15 protein-coding genes and 1 tRNA gene are annotated in these 17,017 nt (G+C 72.2%); 14 read left to right on the forward strand and 2 right to left on the reverse strand.

From position 1 onward, the window contains the following. Window positions 1–13: 13 nt before the first annotated feature. The 7 genes from LG396_RS00335 to LG396_RS00365 all read left to right on the forward strand — a co-directional run bounded on the left by LG396_RS00335 (window position 14) and on the right by LG396_RS00365 (window position 8,225). Window positions 14–901 (forward strand): FHA domain-containing protein, encoded by an 888-nt coding sequence (locus LG396_RS00335; RefSeq protein ID WP_225793117.1) that lies wholly within the window; start codon window positions 14–16, stop codon window positions 899–901. Between the two features lie 10 nt (window positions 902–911). Further along, window positions 912–1,418 carry an FHA domain-containing protein FhaB/FipA gene (locus LG396_RS00340; RefSeq protein WP_018838847.1) on the forward strand — a complete coding sequence of 169 codons (507 nt, stop codon included), beginning with the start codon at window positions 912–914 and terminating at the stop codon, window positions 1,416–1,418. 26 nt (window positions 1,419–1,444) lie between these two features. Beyond that, window positions 1,445–2,959 carry a PP2C family protein-serine/threonine phosphatase gene (locus LG396_RS00345; protein ID WP_308190049.1) on the forward strand — a complete coding sequence of 505 codons (1,515 nt, stop codon included), beginning with the start codon at window positions 1,445–1,447 and terminating at the stop codon, window positions 2,957–2,959. Between the two features lie 22 nt (window positions 2,960–2,981). Next, window positions 2,982–4,391 (forward strand): FtsW/RodA/SpoVE family cell cycle protein, encoded by a 1,410-nt coding sequence (locus tag LG396_RS00350; protein ID WP_027741651.1) that lies wholly within the window; start codon window positions 2,982–2,984, stop codon window positions 4,389–4,391. Further along, window positions 4,388–5,842: a peptidoglycan D,D-transpeptidase FtsI family protein gene (locus LG396_RS00355; RefSeq protein ID WP_225793118.1), complete on the forward strand. Its 1,455-nt coding sequence runs from the start codon at window positions 4,388–4,390 to the stop codon at window positions 5,840–5,842. Before LG396_RS00350 ends, LG396_RS00355 begins: the two co-directional genes overlap by 4 nt. A 299-nt stretch (window positions 5,843–6,141) precedes the next feature. After that, window positions 6,142–8,094 carry a Stk1 family PASTA domain-containing Ser/Thr kinase gene (gene pknB, locus LG396_RS00360; protein ID WP_225793119.1) on the forward strand — a complete coding sequence of 651 codons (1,953 nt, stop codon included), beginning with the start codon at window positions 6,142–6,144 and terminating at the stop codon, window positions 8,092–8,094. A gap of 58 nt (window positions 8,095–8,152) precedes the next feature. Next, window positions 8,153–8,225 (forward strand) — tRNA-Ala (locus LG396_RS00365). Between the two features lie 99 nt (window positions 8,226–8,324). On the opposite strand, the gene LG396_RS00370 is transcribed toward LG396_RS00365, so the two are convergent. Further along, complete coding sequence (locus tag LG396_RS00370) at window positions 8,325–9,149, reverse strand: DUF5324 family protein (RefSeq protein WP_018838842.1); 825 nt, start codon at window positions 9,147–9,149, stop codon at window positions 8,325–8,327. 189 nt (window positions 9,150–9,338) lie between these two features. Between LG396_RS00370 and LG396_RS00375 the strand changes: the two genes are divergently transcribed. Both LG396_RS00375 and LG396_RS00380 read left to right on the forward strand, forming a co-directional pair. Further along, window positions 9,339–9,863: a peptidylprolyl isomerase gene (locus LG396_RS00375; protein ID WP_037748033.1), complete on the forward strand. Its 525-nt coding sequence runs from the start codon at window positions 9,339–9,341 to the stop codon at window positions 9,861–9,863. Between the two features lie 104 nt (window positions 9,864–9,967). Further along, entirely contained in the window at window positions 9,968–10,867 is a 900-nt protein-coding gene (locus tag LG396_RS00380) for a rhomboid family intramembrane serine protease (RefSeq protein ID WP_225793120.1), read from the forward strand. A gap of 344 nt (window positions 10,868–11,211) precedes the next feature. On the opposite strand, the gene crgA is transcribed toward LG396_RS00380, so the two are convergent. Then, window positions 11,212–11,469 carry a cell division protein CrgA gene (gene crgA, locus LG396_RS00385; protein ID WP_018838839.1) on the reverse strand — a complete coding sequence of 86 codons (258 nt, stop codon included), beginning with the start codon at window positions 11,467–11,469 and terminating at the stop codon, window positions 11,212–11,214. 128 nt (window positions 11,470–11,597) lie between these two features. Between crgA and LG396_RS00390 the strand changes: the two genes are divergently transcribed. The 5 genes from LG396_RS00390 to LG396_RS00410 all read left to right on the forward strand — a co-directional run bounded on the left by LG396_RS00390 (window position 11,598) and on the right by LG396_RS00410 (window position 16,876). Next, window positions 11,598–12,347 (forward strand): DUF881 domain-containing protein, encoded by a 750-nt coding sequence (locus LG396_RS00390; RefSeq protein WP_225793121.1) that lies wholly within the window; start codon window positions 11,598–11,600, stop codon window positions 12,345–12,347. Window positions 12,348–12,518: 171 nt separating this feature from the next. Further along, window positions 12,519–12,692 carry a hypothetical protein gene (locus tag LG396_RS00395; protein WP_018838837.1) on the forward strand — a complete coding sequence of 58 codons (174 nt, stop codon included), beginning with the start codon at window positions 12,519–12,521 and terminating at the stop codon, window positions 12,690–12,692. Then, window positions 12,689–13,384, forward strand: a complete 696-nt coding sequence (locus LG396_RS00400) for an aminodeoxychorismate/anthranilate synthase component II (RefSeq protein WP_018851829.1) — start codon at window positions 12,689–12,691, stop codon at window positions 13,382–13,384. The genes LG396_RS00395 and LG396_RS00400 overlap by 4 nt, the downstream gene beginning before the upstream one ends. Continuing rightward, window positions 13,381–15,939: a class E sortase gene (locus LG396_RS00405; protein ID WP_225793122.1), complete on the forward strand. Its 2,559-nt coding sequence runs from the start codon at window positions 13,381–13,383 to the stop codon at window positions 15,937–15,939. The genes LG396_RS00400 and LG396_RS00405 overlap by 4 nt, the downstream gene beginning before the upstream one ends. A gap of 49 nt (window positions 15,940–15,988) precedes the next feature. Then, the gene (locus LG396_RS00410) at window positions 15,989–16,876 is read left to right on the forward strand and encodes a class E sortase (protein WP_225793123.1); all 888 of its coding nucleotides are present in this window, start codon (window positions 15,989–15,991) and stop codon (window positions 16,874–16,876) included. Window positions 16,877–17,017: the final 141 nt, after the last annotated feature.

Raw genomic sequence — 17,017 nt, forward strand, 5'->3', positions numbered from 1 at the left:
GAGGAGGTGCCCCGTGGGAGTACTCAAGCGCTTCGAGCAGCGTCTGGAGGGTCTCGTCAACGGCACCTTCGCCAAGGTGTTCAAGTCCGAGGTGCAGCCGGTGGAGATCGCCGGCGCCCTGCAGCGCGAGTGCGACAACAACGCCACGATCTGGAACCGCGAGCGCACGGTCGTGCCCAACGACTTCATCGTGGAGCTGAGCGCCCCCGACTACGACCGGCTCGCGCCGTACTCCGGCCAGCTGGGCGACGAGCTGGCCGCCATGGTCCGCGACTACGCGCAGCAGCAGCGCTACACCTTCATGGGCCCCATAAAGGTGCACCTGGAGAAGGCGGAGGACCTCGACACGGGGCTCTACCGGATCCGCAGCCGCACCCTGGCCGGCAGCCACTCGCAGGCGCCCGCCCGGGGCCGGCCCGGCGGTGCGCCCACCGCGCCGCCCGGACCCCCCGCCCCCGCAGGCCCCGGCAGCTACGGCTCGCAGCCCAGTGACTACGCCGCCTTCGGCCGCCCCCCGCAGCACCAGCCGCCGCCGATGCCCGCGGGCCCGCCCCCCGGCATGCCCGGCGGTGCGCCCGCGGGCGCCCCCGGAGGCGCCCCCCCGGGCGGCGCGCGCCGGCTGCGCCACTGGCTGGAGATCAACGGCGTACGCCACCAGATGACCAGGCAGTCCCTGGTCCTCGGGCGCAGCACAGAAGCAGACGTGCGGATCGACGACCCCGGCGTCTCGCGCCGGCACGCCGAGATCCGTGCCTTCGACGGCGGCGCGATGGTGCAGGACCTCGGATCCACCAACGGCATCGTGGTGGACGACCAGCACACCCAGCGCGCTACGCTCCGCGACGGCTCACGCATCCGCGTGGGCAGCACCACCGTCCTCTACCGGCAAGCCGAAGGGTGAAGCGGGGCCGATGTCAGAGCTGACCCTGACGGTCATGCGGCTGGGTTTCCTCGCCGTACTGTGGCTGTTCGTCATCGTCGCCGTACAGGTCATCCGCAGTGACCTGTTCGGCACCCGGGTCACCCGGCGGGCCGCGGCCGTCCAGGACCGTCCGCCGCCGCGGCCGCAGGCGCCGCCGCAGGACGCCAGGGGCGGCCGCGGCGGGCGCCGGGGCCAGCGCGGGGCCCCGACCAAACTCGTCGTCACCGAGGGGTCGCTCACCGGCACCACCGTCACCCTGCAGGGGCAGACCATCACCCTGGGACGGGCCCACGATTCGACAATCGTGCTGGACGACGACTATGCCTCCTCGCGGCATGCCAGGATCTACCCGGACCGTGACGGGCGCTGGATCGTGGAGGACCTCGGGTCCACCAACGGCACCTATCTCGACCGGACCCGGCTCACCTCGCCGGTGCCGATCCCGCCCGGCGCACCGGTCCGGATCGGCAAGACCGTCATCGAGCTGCGGAAGTAGAAGACCATGACCGGAGGGCGGGCACCATGCGGATGTACCCGGAGCCGACCGGCGAGGTGCGCATGAGCCTCTCTCTGCGCTTCGCCGCCGGGTCGCACGAGGGCATGATCCGTGACCACAACGAGGACTCCGGCTACGCCGGCCCCCGGCTGCTCGCCATCGCCGACGGCATGGGCGGCCAGGCCGCCGGCGAGGTCGCCAGCTCCGAGGTCATCTCCGTCATGGTCGCCCTGGACGAGGACGTCCCGGGCTCCGACCTGCTCACCTCCCTCGGCACCACCGTGGAGCACGCCAACGACCGGCTGCGCCGCATGGTCGAGGAGGACCCGCGTCTGGAGGGCATGGGCACCACGCTCACGGCCCTGCTGTGGACGGGCCAGCGGCTCGGCCTGGTGCACGTCGGCGACTCGCGCGCGTACCTGCTGCGCGACGGCGCGCTGACGCAGATCACCAAGGACCACACCTGGGTGCAGCGGCTCGTCGACGAGAACCGCATCACCGAGGAGGAGGCCACCACCCACCCGCAGCGCTCCCTGCTGATGCGCGCGCTGGGCAGCGGCGACCAGGTCGAGCCCGACCTGTCCATCCGCGAGGTGCGCGCCGGCGACCGCTACCTGGTCTGCTCCGACGGCCTGTCGTCCGTGGTCAGCCACGAGACGATGGAGAACACCCTCGCCGGCTACGCCGGGCCGCAGGAGACCGTGCAGGAGCTGATCGAGCTGGCGCTGCGCGGCGGCGGCCCCGACAACATCACGGTCATCATCGCCGACGTCCTCGACGCCGCCGACGACGACACCATGGCCGGCCGGCTCAACGACGCCCCCCTGGTCGTCGGCGCCGTCGCCGAGAACCAGCACCAGATCGACACCGCCGGCATGCAGACCCCGGCCGCCCGCGCCGCGGGCCTCGGCCGGCCCACGCCGCCGCAGGCCGGCGGCTTCGGCCCGGCGGACGACGACCCGTACGGCCTGTCGTACAACGACGAGGACTTCGTCAAGGCCCCGCCCCGCTTCAAGTGGCTCAAGCGCGGGCTGCTGCTCGCCGTGGTCCTCGGCGGCCTGGGGTTCGGCGGCTACAAGGCGTACGACTGGACCCAGTCGCAGTACTACGTGGGCACGAAGGACGACCACGTCGCGGTCTACCAGGGCATCGACCAGAAGCTCGCCTGGATGAGCCTGTCCTCCGTCCACCAGGACCACCCGGACATCGAGCTGAAGTACCTCCCCGGCTACCAGCAGAAGCGCGTCGAGGACAACATCGCCGAGGAGAGCCTCGGCGACGCCCAGGCGAAGGTGGCCGACCTCCAGCAGCAGGCCGACGTCTGCCGTACGGTCGCCGAGGCCGCGGCGGAGGACTCCCGCGCGCAGGAGGAGGAGCGGCGGCAGCAGGAGCAGGAGAAGCAGAACCCGGACGAGAAGGACCCCGACAAGCAGGGCGACGCCGGGGACAAGGCGGGGGACGAGAAGTCCGAGTCGCCGGCACCCGGAGCCTCGTTGACCGAGGAAGAGCAGAAACTGGCGAGGCAGTGCCCGAAGCAATAACCCGTTGGGGGGCGGACCGTACATGAGCAGCAGCAACACCAGCACCATCAGCTCGGTGGCCGCGCCCAGCCGACGCAACACAGAGCTGGCGATGCTCGTCTTCGCCGTGCTGATCCCGGTCTTCGCCTACGTCAACGTGGGTCTGGCCAAGGAGGACAGCGTCCCCGCCGGCGTCCTCGGCTACGCGGCGGGGCTCGGCTGCCTGGCCGCCGTCGCGCACCTGGTGGTACGGAAGTTCGCCCCGTACTCCGATCCGCTGCTGCTGCCGATCGCCACCCTCCTCAACGGCCTGGGCCTGGTGCTGATCTGGCGCCTCGACCAGGAGCCGTCGCTGACCACGCCCGCGCTCGGCGGCCCGATGGCCCCCGGCCAGCTCATGTGGTCCGCGGTGGGCGTCGGCCTCTTCGTCGTGGTGCTGCTCTTCCTGAAGGACCACCGGGTCCTCCAGCGGTACACGTACATCTCCATGGCCGCGGCGCTGGTCCTGCTGATCATGCCGATGGTGCCGGGCCTGGGCGCCAACGTGAACGGCGCCCGCATCTGGGTCCGCATCCCGGGCCTCGGCTCGCTGCAGCCCGGCGAGTTCGCGAAGATCGTCATCGCGGTCTTCTTCGCCGGCTACCTCATGGTCAAGCGGGACGCCCTGGCGCTGGCCAGCCGCCGCTTCATGGGCCTGTACCTGCCGCGCGGCCGCGACCTCGGCCCGATCCTGGTGATCTGGGGCCTCAGCCTCATGATCCTGGTCTTCGAGACCGACCTCGGCACCTCGCTGCTCTTCTTCGGCCTCTTCGTGATCATGCTCTACGTGGCCACGGAGCGCACGAGCTGGATCGTCTTCGGCCTGCTGTTGTCCGCCCTCGGCGCGGTCAGCGTGGCCTCGTTCAACAGCCACATCGGCGACCGCGTCGACAACTGGCTGAACCCGCTGGCGCGCAGCCCCCTCAACGACGGCGTGACCGAGACCGCCCAGGCGATGTACTCCTTCGGCTCCGGCGGCCTCTTCGGCTCCGGCCTCGGCCAGGGCTACTCCCGCCTCATCGGCGGCATCGCCACCAAGAGCGACTACATCCTCGCCACCGTCGGCGAGGAGATGGGGCTGACCGGCCTCATGGCGATCGTCGTCCTGTACGGGCTCCTCATCGAGCGCGGCATGCGCACGGCCCTCGCGGCCCGCGACCCGTTCGGCAAGCTGCTCGCGGTCGGCCTGTCCGGCGCGTTCGCGCTGCAGTGCTTCGTCGTCGCCGGCGGCGTCACCGCGCTGATCCCGCTGACCGGCATGACGATGCCGTTCCTCGCCCAGGGAGGCTCCTCGGTCATCGCCAACTGGGCGCTGGTCGCGATCCTGCTGCGCATCAGCGACACCGCACGCCGGCCGGCCCCGGCGCCCGCGCCCTCGCCCGACGCCGAGATGACCCAGGTGGTACGCACATGAACAAGCCGCTCCGCCGCGTCGCCGTCTTCTGCGGCCTGCTGGTGATAGCCCTGCTCGTCCGGGTCAACTGGATCCAGTTCGTCGAGGCCGACGAACTGCGCAACCACGAGGACAACCGGCGCGTGGCCATCGAGCGCTACGCCCACCCCCGCGGCAACATCATCGTCGGCGACAAGGCGATCACCGGTTCCACCGAGACGTCGGGCAGCGACTTCCAGTACAAGCGCACGTACAAGGACGGCCCCCTGTGGGCCCCCGTCACCGGCTACGCCTCCCAGGCGTTCGGCGCCAACCAGTTGGAGGCGCTGAACGACGGCATCCTCACCGGCAACGACGACCGGCTGTTCTTCAACCGCACGATCGACATGATCACCGGCAAGGACAAGAAGGGCGGCAACGTCGTCACCACCCTCGACGCGAACGTGCAGAAGGCCGCGTTCGAGGGCCTGGGCGACCGCAAGGGCGCAGTCGCCGCGATCGACCCGGAGACCGGCGCGATCCTCGGCCTGGCCAGCAGTCCCAGCTACGACCCGTCCTCGTTCGCGGGCAACTCCAACGAGGACGCGAAGAACTGGAAGTCGCTGAACGACGACAAGGACAAGCCGATGCTCAACCGGGCGCTGCGGGAGACGTACCCGCCCGGTTCCACGTTCAAGGTCGTCACCGCCGCGGCGGCGCTGGAGAGCGGCAAGTACGACATGGACGAGCCGACCGGCGCCCCCGAGACGTACAAGCTGCCGCTGTCGACCAACACCCTGGGCAACGAGGTCAAGGGCGTGTGCGAGGACGCCACCCTGCGCGAGGCGCTGCAGTGGTCGTGCAACTCGGTCTACGCGATGCTCAGCGACAAGGTCGGCAACGAGGGCATGATCGAGATGTCCGAGAAGTTCGGCTTCGGCAACGCCGAACTGGACACCCCGGTCCGCGCCGCCGAGAGCATCTACCCGGAGATGGACCGCCCGCAGAACGCGATGGGCGGCATCGGCCAGGCGTCCAACCGCGCGACGCCGCTGCAGATGGCGATGGTCGCCTCGGCCGTCGCCAACGACGGCGAGCTGATGAAGCCGTACATGGTCGAGAAGCTGGTCGCGCCGAACCTCAACGACATCGAGGTGACGCAGTCCCAGACGCTCAGCGAGCCGCTGTCCGGCGAGAACGCGCAGAAGATGCAGCAGATGATGGAGACCGTCGTCAACGAGGGCACGGGCTCCAACGCCAGGATCGACGGGGCCACCGTCGGCGGCAAGACGGGTACCGCGCAGCACGGCATCGACAACCGCGACCTGCCGTACGCCTGGTTCATCTCGTACGCCAAGGACCCCGACAGCGACAAGCAGATCGCCGTCGCCGTGGTGGTCGAGGACGCCAGCGCGAACCGTGACGACATCTCCGGCGGCGGCGTCGCGGCGCCGATCGCGAAGAGCGTCATGGAAGCCGGGCTGGGCCGCTGACCGCCCGCGGACGCGGCCGGAGAGACGATCGGGAAGCAGCAGGGGGATGAGGAGTGAAGCGGTGCGAGGGGTGTCACCCGGGGGGAGTTCCGGGAAAGTGACCGCGTGAGGGGAACCGCGGGGCGGGCGTGCTGCGTCACCCGATAGCGGTCGGATACCGGTCGGATATCGGCTGACGGTCCGGCCCGAACGGGGTCGTCGGCGCCCGGTACGGTATGCCGAGCAGCACGAGCCGGACACCCCGTGCCGACGCTCCGCTTCGGCACGGGAGCAGGAACGGAAGAGGGCTGGGAGAAGCTATGGAAGAGCCGCGTCGCCTGGGCGGGCGGTACGAGCTGGGCCAGGTGCTCGGCCGCGGCGGCATGGCCGAGGTGTACCTCGCCCACGACACCCGCCTCGGTCGTACGGTCGCGGTCAAGACGCTCCGTGCCGACATGGCCCGCGACCCCTCGTTCCAGGCCCGCTTCCGCCGCGAGGCGCAGTCCGCCGCGTCCCTGAACCACCCCGCGATCGTCGCCGTGTACGACACCGGCGAGGACTACATCGACGGCGTCTCCATCCCGTACATCGTCATGGAGTACGTCGACGGCTCCACGCTGCGCGAGCTGCTGCACTCCGGGCGCAAGCTGCTGCCCGAGCGCACGCTGGAGATGTGCACGGGCATCCTCCAGGCCCTGGAGTACTCGCACCGCAGCGGCATCGTCCACCGCGACATCAAGCCGGCGAACGTCATGCTGACGCGCACCGGCCAGGTCAAGGTCATGGACTTCGGCATCGCCCGCGCGATGGGCGACTCCGGCATGACGATGACGCAGACCGCGGCGGTCATCGGCACCGCGCAGTACCTCTCCCCCGAGCAGGCCAAGGGCGAGCAGGTCGACGCGCGCTCCGACCTGTACTCGACGGGCTGCCTGCTGTACGAGCTGCTGACCGGCCGGCCGCCGTTCGTCGGCGACTCCCCGGTGGCCGTGGCGTACCAGCACGTGCGCGAGGAAGCGCAGCCGCCGAGCGCGTTCGACCCCGAGGTCACGCCCGAGATGGACGCCATCGTGATGAAGGCGCTCGTCAAGGACCCGGACTACCGGTACCAGAGCGCCGACGAGATGCGCGCCGACATCGACGCCGCGCTGGAGGGCCTGCCCGTCGCGGCGGCCGCCGGCATGGGCGCCGCCGGCTTCGCCGGGGACACCCCGACCACCGCCATGACCCCGCAGAACGGCTACGGCACCACGATGCTGCCGCCCGCGCGGGACGACGACGGCGGCATGGGCTACGACGACCGCGGCGCGGGCCGCCGCCGGCAGCAGAAGCGCAGCGGCGCGACGTCGACGGTGCTGCTGATCCTCGCCGGCATCCTGGTCCTCGTCGGCGCCATCTTCATCGGCAAGTCCATCTTCGGCGACCAGGGCGCCGACGCGGTCAAGGTGCCGGACGTCGTCGGCGAGAAGTTCGAGGACGCCGAGAGCTCCATGAGCAACCTCAAGCTCACCCTCAAAAAGGACGGCGAGGAGCGCTGCGACCAGCCCAAGGGCACGGTGTGCAGCACCAGCCCGGCGGCCGACGAGGAGGTCGAGCGCGGCTCGACCGTCACGGCGGTCGTCTCCAAGGGCTCGGGCGTGCAGAAGGTCACCGTCCCGAACGTGACCGGCATGGACGCCGACGAGGCCGAGGACACCCTCCGCGAGGAGGGCTTCGACGTCGAGCAGGAGGAGCAGGAGTCCAGCGAGCCGGAGGGCCAGGTCCTGAGCCAGGACCCGGAGGGCGAGACCAGGGTCGCGAAGAACTCCACCGTCACGCTCACGGTCGCCGCCGCCCCGGAGGAGACCGAGCCCGCGGCGATCAACGTCCCGAAGGTCGACGGCCTGGCGTACGAGGACGCGAAGGCGACCCTGGAGGGCCAGGGCTTCGTCGTCCAGCGCACCGACCAGGAGACGGCCGACGCGGCCCCGGAGACGGTCGTCGCCCAGTCCCCCGAGGCCGGCACGGCGGCCACGGAGGGCGACACGGTCACCCTGACCGTCGCCATCGAGCCGGACGAGCCGGATGCGGTGGTGGTGCCGTCGGACCTGGTCAACAAGACGGTGGCCGAGGCACGGGCCCAGCTGGAGGGCATGGGCCTGGTCGCCGGGGTCATCCCCGGCGCCCCCTCGGACGACGCCGCGATCGTCATGGCGCACGACCCGCCGGCGGGCAGCGAGGTCGCCCCGGGCACGACCGTGAACCTGGTCACACGACCGGGCGACGGGGAGTAGCGACCGGATCACCGCGATGCGAGCGCCCCCGCCCAGCGGGTAGGCTGGGGGCCGCTTCGGGGCCTTAGCTCAGTTGGTAGAGCGCTGTCTTTGCATGGCAGATGTCAGGAGTTCGACTCTCCTAGGCTCCACACCCGACGGCAGAGCCCCGCGGGACCGGTTTCTCCGGCCCGCGGGGCTCTCGCGTCTCCCGTGGGGAACGGGCGTGTACTACGGCGACAGAAGTCCGCTCAGAGGTCGTCCTCGCGCTCGTAGTACGCGCGGCGGGTGTCCGTCGACTCACCGTTCTCCGAGCGGGCCGTGCCGCCGCCCTCGAAGTCCATGTCCGCCGCCGCCTCACGGGTCTGGGCGTCCTGGTCGCGGCCGGCGTCGGCGCGGTCGATGCGGGTCTCGCGGTCCATGTACTCGGTGTCGTCGACGATCCGCGTGGTGGAGGCGTCGGTGCCGGGTTCGGTGGCGTCCGGGGGTTCGACCATCCAGTCCGGGTTGATCTGGTGGTCCCACCAGCGCCAGACGACGACCGCGGCGGCGCCGAGGACGCCGAGGACGCCGAGGCGCTTCGCCGTGCGGCCGACGACCTCGCGGCGGTGCCGCCTGCGTGCCAGGTGGTCCAGTTCCGCCGGGGTCACCTCGCCCTTCAGCGCCGACAGCGCCGCGGTGCCGCGGGCGGCGACCTGCCGGGTCGCGGGGCCCGCGGCGGCCTTCGTCGCGGCCGCCGCGGCCTTCGTCGCCGCGGCGGCGCCCACGATGCGCGGGGCGGCGTACGCCGCTGCCTCGCGCGCCCGGCGGGCCGTGTCGGCGGCGGTCCTGTCCAGTTCGTCGGGTACCGCGCTGCGCACCTTCCGCATGTGCGGGCCGACGTGGGCGCCGTACGCCACTTGGGCGCTGGTGGCCAGGTCGGAGACCTTCGGGGCGAGGCGCTCGCGCGCCTCGTGCGCCATGTGGGCGCACTGGTGCCTGGCGGTGGCGGCGTAGGGGGCCACCGCCCCGGCCGCCTGCTGCACGCTCTGCCTCGCTGTCTCGGTGGCCGTGCGCGCGCCGTTCTTGCGGGTCACGGAACTCTCCTTCGCCTTCGTATCGGACGGGTCTCCCTGTAGCGCCTGTTCACCTGCGTACAGATCATGCCCGGATTCGCCCTACTCGGCATGTTCTGTTACATCCGGGACTTGGCGGGAGGCTGGGGATCGTGCGGGCGGGCGTGCGAGGATCGGGGGACGCAAATGAATCCGTAAGGAAGGCACATCGTGGCTGAGCAGCTCTACGCCACCCTGAAGACGAACCACGGCGACATCGAGGTGAAGCTCCTGCCGAACCACGCGCCGAAGACGGTGCAGAACTTCGTCGGGCTCGCCACCGGCGAGCGCGAGTGGACCCACCCGGCGACGGGCAAGGTGTCCAACGAGCGGCTGTACGACGGCACCGTGTTCCACCGCGTCATCAGCGGCTTCATGATCCAGGGCGGTGACCCGCTGGGCAACGGCACCGGCGGCCCCGGCTACGAGTTCGGTGACGAGTTCCACCCGGACCTGGCCTTCGACCGCCCGTACCTGCTGGCGATGGCGAACGCGGGGCCCGGCACCAACGGCTCGCAGTTCTTCATCACCGTGGCGCCGACCGCCTGGCTGACCGGCAAGCACACCATCTTCGGCGAGGTCGCCGACGAGGCCGGCAGGAAGGTCGTCGACGAGATCGTGGCCGTCGAGACGGCGCGGGGCGACCGCCCCAAGAAGGACGTGGTCATCCAGTCCGTGGAGATCACGCGCCGCTGACCCGGGAACCTGAGCGCCCCGCCCGTCGTACCACCAGCAGGTGAGTCGACGGGCGGGAGCGCGGGGCGGGGCGTGCGGAGGACCAGAGGGGACGCGGGAAGCTGATGGACCAGGCACCGGGAGGCGGCGCGGAGAGACCGGCCGAGGGGAGCGGGCTGCCCGGCTGCTACCGGCATCCGGACCGTGAGACCGGCGTGCGCTGCGTGCGCTGCGACCGGCCCATCTGCCCGGAGTGCATGATAAGCGCGTCGGTCGGCTTCCAGTGCCCCGAGTGCGTCCGCGGCGGGTCCGGTACGGGCCGTCCGGCGAGCGCCGCCGCGCCCCGTACGCTCGCGGGCGGCGTCACCTCGGCGGACCCGCGGCTCATCACCAAGATCATCCTCGGTCTCAACCTCGCGGTCTTCCTCGCCGTGCTCTCCGGCGGCGACCGGGTCACCGACCCGATGCTCCTCGTCGGGCAGGCGGTCTTCTCCTTCGGCGGGCCGCTCGAAGGCGTCGCCGAGGGCCAGTACTACCGACTGCTCAGCTCCGTCTTCCTGCACGAGGAAGTCGCCCACATCGCGCTGAACATGCTGGCGCTGTGGTTCCTCGGGCCGCCGCTGGAGGCCGCGCTCGGCCGGCTGCGGTTCGTCACGCTCTACCTGCTCTCCGGCCTCGGCGGCAGCGCGCTGTTCTACCTGGTCGCCGCGCCCAACGACGCCGCCCTCGGCGCCTCCGGCGCCATCTTCGGCCTCTTCGGCGCCACCGCGGTGCTGATGCGCCGGATGAACTACGACATGCGGCCCGTGCTGGTGCTGCTGGCGATCAACCTGGTCTTCACCTTCACCTGGTCGGGCATCGCCTGGCAGGGCCACATCGGCGGGCTGGTGATCGGCACGGCCGTCGCGTACGGCTTCGTGCACGCGCCCCGCGACAAGCGGATCCTGGTGCAGCGGGCGGTGGTGGCGGCGGCGCTGCTGGCGATCGCCGCGGTGGTCGTGATCCGCACCCTGCAACTGACCTAGGGCCCGACTGACGGCCTGTCGTCGGCGTGTCGGGGCGGGCTCCGTAACCTCCTGGGCGCAACCGCGTTGAGAGGGGTGGGGCAAGCAGCCACGCCCGAAGTTGTCCACAGGTAGTCAGCGACCCTGTGCGTACCGTGGGGACAGCCGTTCGATATCGAACACGCCTGCGTTTTCCTTGGCAGAGCACGGAATCACCGCTGGTCCGGACGGTGTACCGCGGTCGGACCGGCGTCAACGCCACTGAGGTTATCCACAGATCTTCTGCTTTCTGCACAGCTGTGGATGACCTGTGGATAACTTTGCCCACGGCGGCCCTCGACGGGCCGCACAGCCGGTGGCGGCGGCTACTTCCACTGCGTGGAGACGACGAACCCCGCGAGGATGAAGCCGAAGCCGACCACGATGTTCCAGTTGCCGATCGCTTCGAGCGGCAGGTCGCCGGTGGTGACGTAGAACACCACGATCCAGGCGAGTCCGAGGACGAACAACGCCAGCATCAACGGCGCCACCCAGCTCCGGCCGGAGCCTGACAGCTTGAACTCGCCCGACTTCGCCGGCGGCGGGGTGTAATCGGCCTTCTTACGGATCCGTGACTTCGGCACGAGAGACTCTCCTGTCGACGCTGCGGTTGCGGGCCTGTCGGGGAGGCCCCGAGCCGCGGGGGCGGCTCCTTCCCCGGGCGTGTCCGTTAGCGTAGTCCTTCCACCGGGGGTAAGGAGACAAGGGTACGGTGACCAATTCCGCACAGCGGCTCCGTATCAGGCCCGCGCGGCTGTTCACCTTCGCCGCCTTCGGGCTCGCCGGGCTGATCTTCTGGACGAGCTTCAACACCGCGCAGGGCACCAACCTGCGCACCGACGACTCCATGCTCCGCCTCACGGACCTCATCTACGAGCGCGACCGCGCCAACCAGCGCCTCGACGGCGACAACGCCTCGCTCCGCGAGGACGTCGACTCCCTCGCCGAGCGCGACCACGGCGCCGGCACCGCCCCCGGCAAGGAACTCCGCGAGGCGGAGCGGGCGGCCGGGGCCACGGAGGTCGACGGCGCCGGGCTCACCGTGACCCTCACCGACGCCCCGCCGGACGCCACCGCGCTCATCCCCGGCGTACCGGACCCGACGCCGGACACCCTCGTCGTGCACCAGCAGGACCTGCAGGCCGTCGTCAACGCCCTGTGGGCGGGCGGCGCGGAGGGCATCCGGGTCATGGACCAGCGGCTCATCTCCACCAGCGCGGTGCGCTGCGTCGGCAACACCCTGATCCTCCAGGGCCGCGTGTACTCGCCCCCGTACAAGATCACCGCGGTCGGCGACCCGCGGGACCTCCAGGCCGCCCTGGACGCCGAGCCCGCGGTGCAGAACTACCTGCGCTACGTGGAGGCGTACGGCCTCGGCTACGAGGTCGACCCGCACGACTCGGTGACGCTCCCCGGCTACTCCGGCACCGTCGACCTCCACCAGGCCCGCCCCGTGGAGTGACGACTCCCACGTCCCCCCGACCGGTGGCGCGTGCCAAGGCTGCCGCCTCGCGGGAGGCGGGTCGTTAGTCTGGTGACTCGTACGGACGAATTCGGCAGCGGCACAAGGCCACATACGGGCCGGGGACGGGCCACGGCAAGGGCAACGGCGAAGATCGGCGAAGAGGGACGCATGTACGGCTGGATCTGGCGGCATCTGCCGGGCAACGCGCTGGTACGGGCGCTGATCTCGCTCATCCTCGTCCTCGGCGTCGTCTTCCTCCTCTTCCAGTACGTGTTCCCCTGGGCCGAGCCGCTGCTGCCGTTCAACGACGTCACCGTCGACGAGGGAGCCGCCCGGCGATGAGCGCGCGCATTCTGGTCGTGGACAACTACGACAGCTTCGTGTTCAACCTGGTCCAGTACCTGTGCCAGCTCGACGCCACCTGCGAAGTGCTGCGCAACGACGAGGTGACGCCGCAGCACGGCGACGACGGGTTCGACGGCGTGCTGCTGTCGCCCGGGCCCGGTACGCCGGAGCAGGCGGGGGTCTGCGTCGAGATGGTGCGGCACTGCGCGGCCCGTGGGCTGCCGGTGTTCGGGGTCTGCCTCGGGCTGCAGTCGATGGCGATCGCGTACGGCGGTGTCGTCGGCCGGGCGCCCGAGTTGCTGCACGGCAAGACGTCGCCGGTGGTGCACGGGGGCGCGGGCGTGTTCGCCGGGCTGCCGTCGCCGTTCACGGCGACGCGGTACCACTCGCTGGCCGTCGAGCGGGAGTCGCTGCCCGACGAACTGGCGGTCACCGCGGAGACGGACACCGGCCTGGTGATGGGGCTGCGCCACCGCGATCTGCCGGTCGAGGGCGTGCAGTTCCACCCGGAGTCCGTGCTCACCGAGTGGGGCCACCGGATGCTGGCGAACTGGCTGGTCGAGTGCGGTGACGGCGGGGCCGTCGAGCGGTCGGCGGGGCTGGCGCCGGTGACGGGCGGATGGGCCCGGGGAGGCCCGGCGCCGGGAGCCTTGGCACCGGCGGGCGGGACGGCCGGGACCGCGGGGTGACCGACACCCGGCCGGACGGCAACGCACCGGGGCGCGCGGAGGGGCGCGAACCGGGGCGCGAAGCGCGTCACCGCGGCTTCCACGACTCAGGCGCCCCCGACCGGCCCGCGGACGACGCCGCGGACCCGCTCACCGACCCGCTGTCCGGCGGCCGTCCGCCGCTGCCGCGCCGGGACGCGTCGGGCGCGGGCGGGCGCGCGGGGCCGGGTGCGGGTGGTGCGGGTTCGGGTTCGGGTTCGGGTTCCGGTGGCGCGTGGGGACACGGGCGGGGTGGCGGTGCCGACGGTGCCGGAGCCGGTACGGGGCCGGGGCCCGGCGGCTACGGCGCGGGCGGATCCGGGACGTACGAACCCGCGCCGGGCGCCCGGGGCCGGGGTGCGCGGCACGGAGGCTACGGCGCGGGAGGCGGCGGCTACGGTGCCGGGGCGGGGGCCGGCGGGCAGGATCCGCTGGAGCAGGGCCACCTGCCGGAGTACGCGCACCGCAACCCGCTGCGCGGCGACCCCCTGCCGCCGCCGCGCGGCACCGACGCGGGGCCGCAGCCGGGGATGCAGCCCGGCGCGCACCCGGAGCAGCACGCCCCGGAACAGCAGGGCCGCTTCGCGCACCAGCACCTCCCGCAGGGCGGGGCCCCGCAGCAGCAGTACCCGCAGGACCCGTACGCGCAGTCCCACGCCGCGGGCCACGAGCCCGCGGCGGCCGACGGCCCCAGGCCGCGGCCGCTGGAGCCCCGGCCCGACTCGCCGACCTCGGCGGTCTCCCGCTGGTTCCGCCCGCACACGCCGCCGGACGCCCGCGACGCGGACGCCGGCCCCGGCGACTACGCGCGCCCGGCTGACCCCGCGCAGGGCGGCGCCCCCCGAAACGATCCGCCACCCCACCCCGACGCCTACGCCCCCGCCCCGGACCCTGCTCCGGCACCGCGCTCGCACCGCCGGGATGACAGCGCCGCCCCCGGCGCCCAGGCGCATTCGCCGTACCCCGCACACGCCGATGCACCGGCCGACCCGGCGGCGATCGTGCCGCAGGAGGGGACCGCGGCGCAGTACCCGATGACGTCCTACGGCGGCGGCCCGCACCCGTCCCCGTACGCGGAGGCGCCGCAGGCGGCCGCGTACGGGCAGACCACCCCCGCGTACGACCAGCAGCAGCCCCCGGCGTCGTACGCCCCGGGGCTCCTCGGCTACGACCAGGCCCCCGCCGACCCCCTCGGCACCCCCCGCCCCGCACCGGCCGGCGACCCGCTGACGGATCCCCTGACCGACCCGCTGACGGACCCGCTTACCGACCCGCTCCCCGGCGCCGGCCCGCAGTCGGCCCCGCGCCGCCATGCGGGACGGCCCGCCGTCGAGGAGCAGCAGCCGTACCCCGCGCCCGCCCACGGCCGGCACGCCGGAGGCGCCGGCGGCACGGACGCGGCCCACACCGCCGGCGCGGCCGGCCCCCCCGCCGGCACCGGATCCCCGGCGGCCCACCGCGACCCCTCCCCCTGGGGCGACCTCTCCGCCGCCGCCCACGCCGGCGCCCCCGCGCCCGCCGACCCGGCGCAGACACAGGCCCAGGCCCAGGCACAAGCCCATGCGCAGGCGCAGCCACCGGCGCCGACCCGTGACGGCGCCCGCCGCCGCGACCCGGCGTCCGGCCCCGCGCCCGCGGCCCGTACCCCCGACCGGCCCGCGAACGCCACCGCGGATGACCAGCGCCTCACCTGGGGCACGGCCCCCGCCGCCCGCCGCCGCGGGATACCCCCGGGCGAGGGCCGCGGCGACCGCGAGGACCGCACCGTTCAGACGATGTCCCTGAACGTCGCCCGCGCCCTGGGCACCCGCATGGCCGCCCGCAAGGCCGCCCGTGCGGCGAAGCAGCAGCGCACCGTGCTGATCAGCCGCATCACCGGCGAGTCGTTCATCACGCTCGGCGTGCTGATGCTCCTCTTCGTCGTGTACCAGCTCTGGTGGACCAACGTCCTCGCCGACCGCGAGTCGCGGCAGGAGGCCCAGCAGTTGGAGGAGCAGTGGGAGCGCGGCGACGGCGCGGGCAAGGCCGACGCCCGCGACCCGGGGGCGTTCGAGGCCGGCGAGGGCTTCGCCATCATGCACATCCCCTCGCTGGACGTGAACCGCCCGGTGGCGCAGGGCATCGACAAGCAGAACGTCCTGGACCGCGGGCTCCTCGGCCACTACTCGGAGGGCGACCTCAAGACCGCGATGCCGTGGGACAAGAAGGGGAACTTCGCGGTCGCCGGGCACCGCAACACCCACGGCGAGCCCTTCCGGTACATCAACAAGCTGGAGCAGGGCGAGGAGATCATCGTCGAGACCAAGGACACCTACTACATCTACGAGGTGTCCAGCACGCTCCCGTCGACCTCGCCGTCGAACACCGACGTCATCAACCCGGTGCCCGAGGGGTCGGGATTCACCGAGCCGGGGCGCTACGTCACACTAACGACCTGCACGCCTGAGTACACGTCCAAATATCGGCTTATTGTCTGGGGCAAGATGATCGAGGAGCGTCCGCGCAGCAAGGGCAAGCCCGACGCCCTCATGGACTGAGCGGTACGGGCGGCCCGGCGGCCGGCGGGACGGAACGAACGGGGAAGCGGTGGCAGCGACGGACGACGAGCGGGAGAGCAGACCCGCAGCGGAGGCCGCGGAAGAGGCTGCGCCGAAGGCCCCGGAGAAGGGCGCGGAGCGGACCGTAGAAGAAGAGGCCCCGGAGCAGCCGGCGGAGTCCGCGGAGTCCGCGGAGCCGGCCGAGTCCGCGGGGGAGGACGGGGCCGCGCCCCGTCCCCGCGCCCGCGGCCGCCGCGGCCTCCTCGCCGGGGCCGTCAGCCTCTTCGGCGAGGTGCTGATCACCGTCGGCGTCCTCATGGCGCTCTTCGTCGTCTACTCCCTGTACTGGACCAACGTCCAGGCCAACCGCGAAGCCGGCCGCATGACCGACGACCTCCGCGACTCCTGGGAGAACACCCCGGACGACGGCAAGCCGCGCCCCGTCGACATCGGCGACCTCAAGGGCGGCATCGGGTTCCTGCACGTGCCCGCGATGGAGGAGAACATCCTCGTCCGCAAGGGCACCGCGACCGAGGACCTCAACAAGGGCGTCGCCGGCTACTACACCGAGCCGCGGAAGTCGGCCATGCCCTGGGACCGCCGCGGCAACTTCACCCTCGCCGCCCACCGCGACGGGCACGGCGCGAAGTTCCACGACATCCACCGCATAGAGGAGGGCGACCCGATCGTCTTCGAGACGAAGGACCGCTGGTTCGTCTACAAGACGTACGCCGTGCTCTCCGAGACCTCGAAGTACAACACCGGCGTGCTGGACGACGTCCCGGAGGAGTCCGGGAAGACGAAGCCCGGCCGGTACATCACGCTCACCACATGCACCCCGATGTACACCTCCCGGCACCGCTACGTCGTCTGGGGCGAGCTGGAGCGCGTGGACCGCGTCGACGAGGAGCGCACCCCGCCGCCCGAGCTGTCCTGAGCACCGCGGGCAGCCCCCGGGATTGGCACGCGTAGACCCTCGCGGACGTGGAAGAACGCGTCCCGGTTATCTCACCGCCCCGAGGTCTGTCTGGGGGCGGTCCCGCTCCGTAGGATGCAGTTCGCAAGCGCGAATCTGGAC

The organism is Streptomyces aculeolatus, assembly GCF_020400605.1.
GTDB classification, from domain to species: Bacteria; Actinomycetota; Actinomycetes; order Streptomycetales; family Streptomycetaceae; genus Streptomyces; species Streptomyces aculeolatus.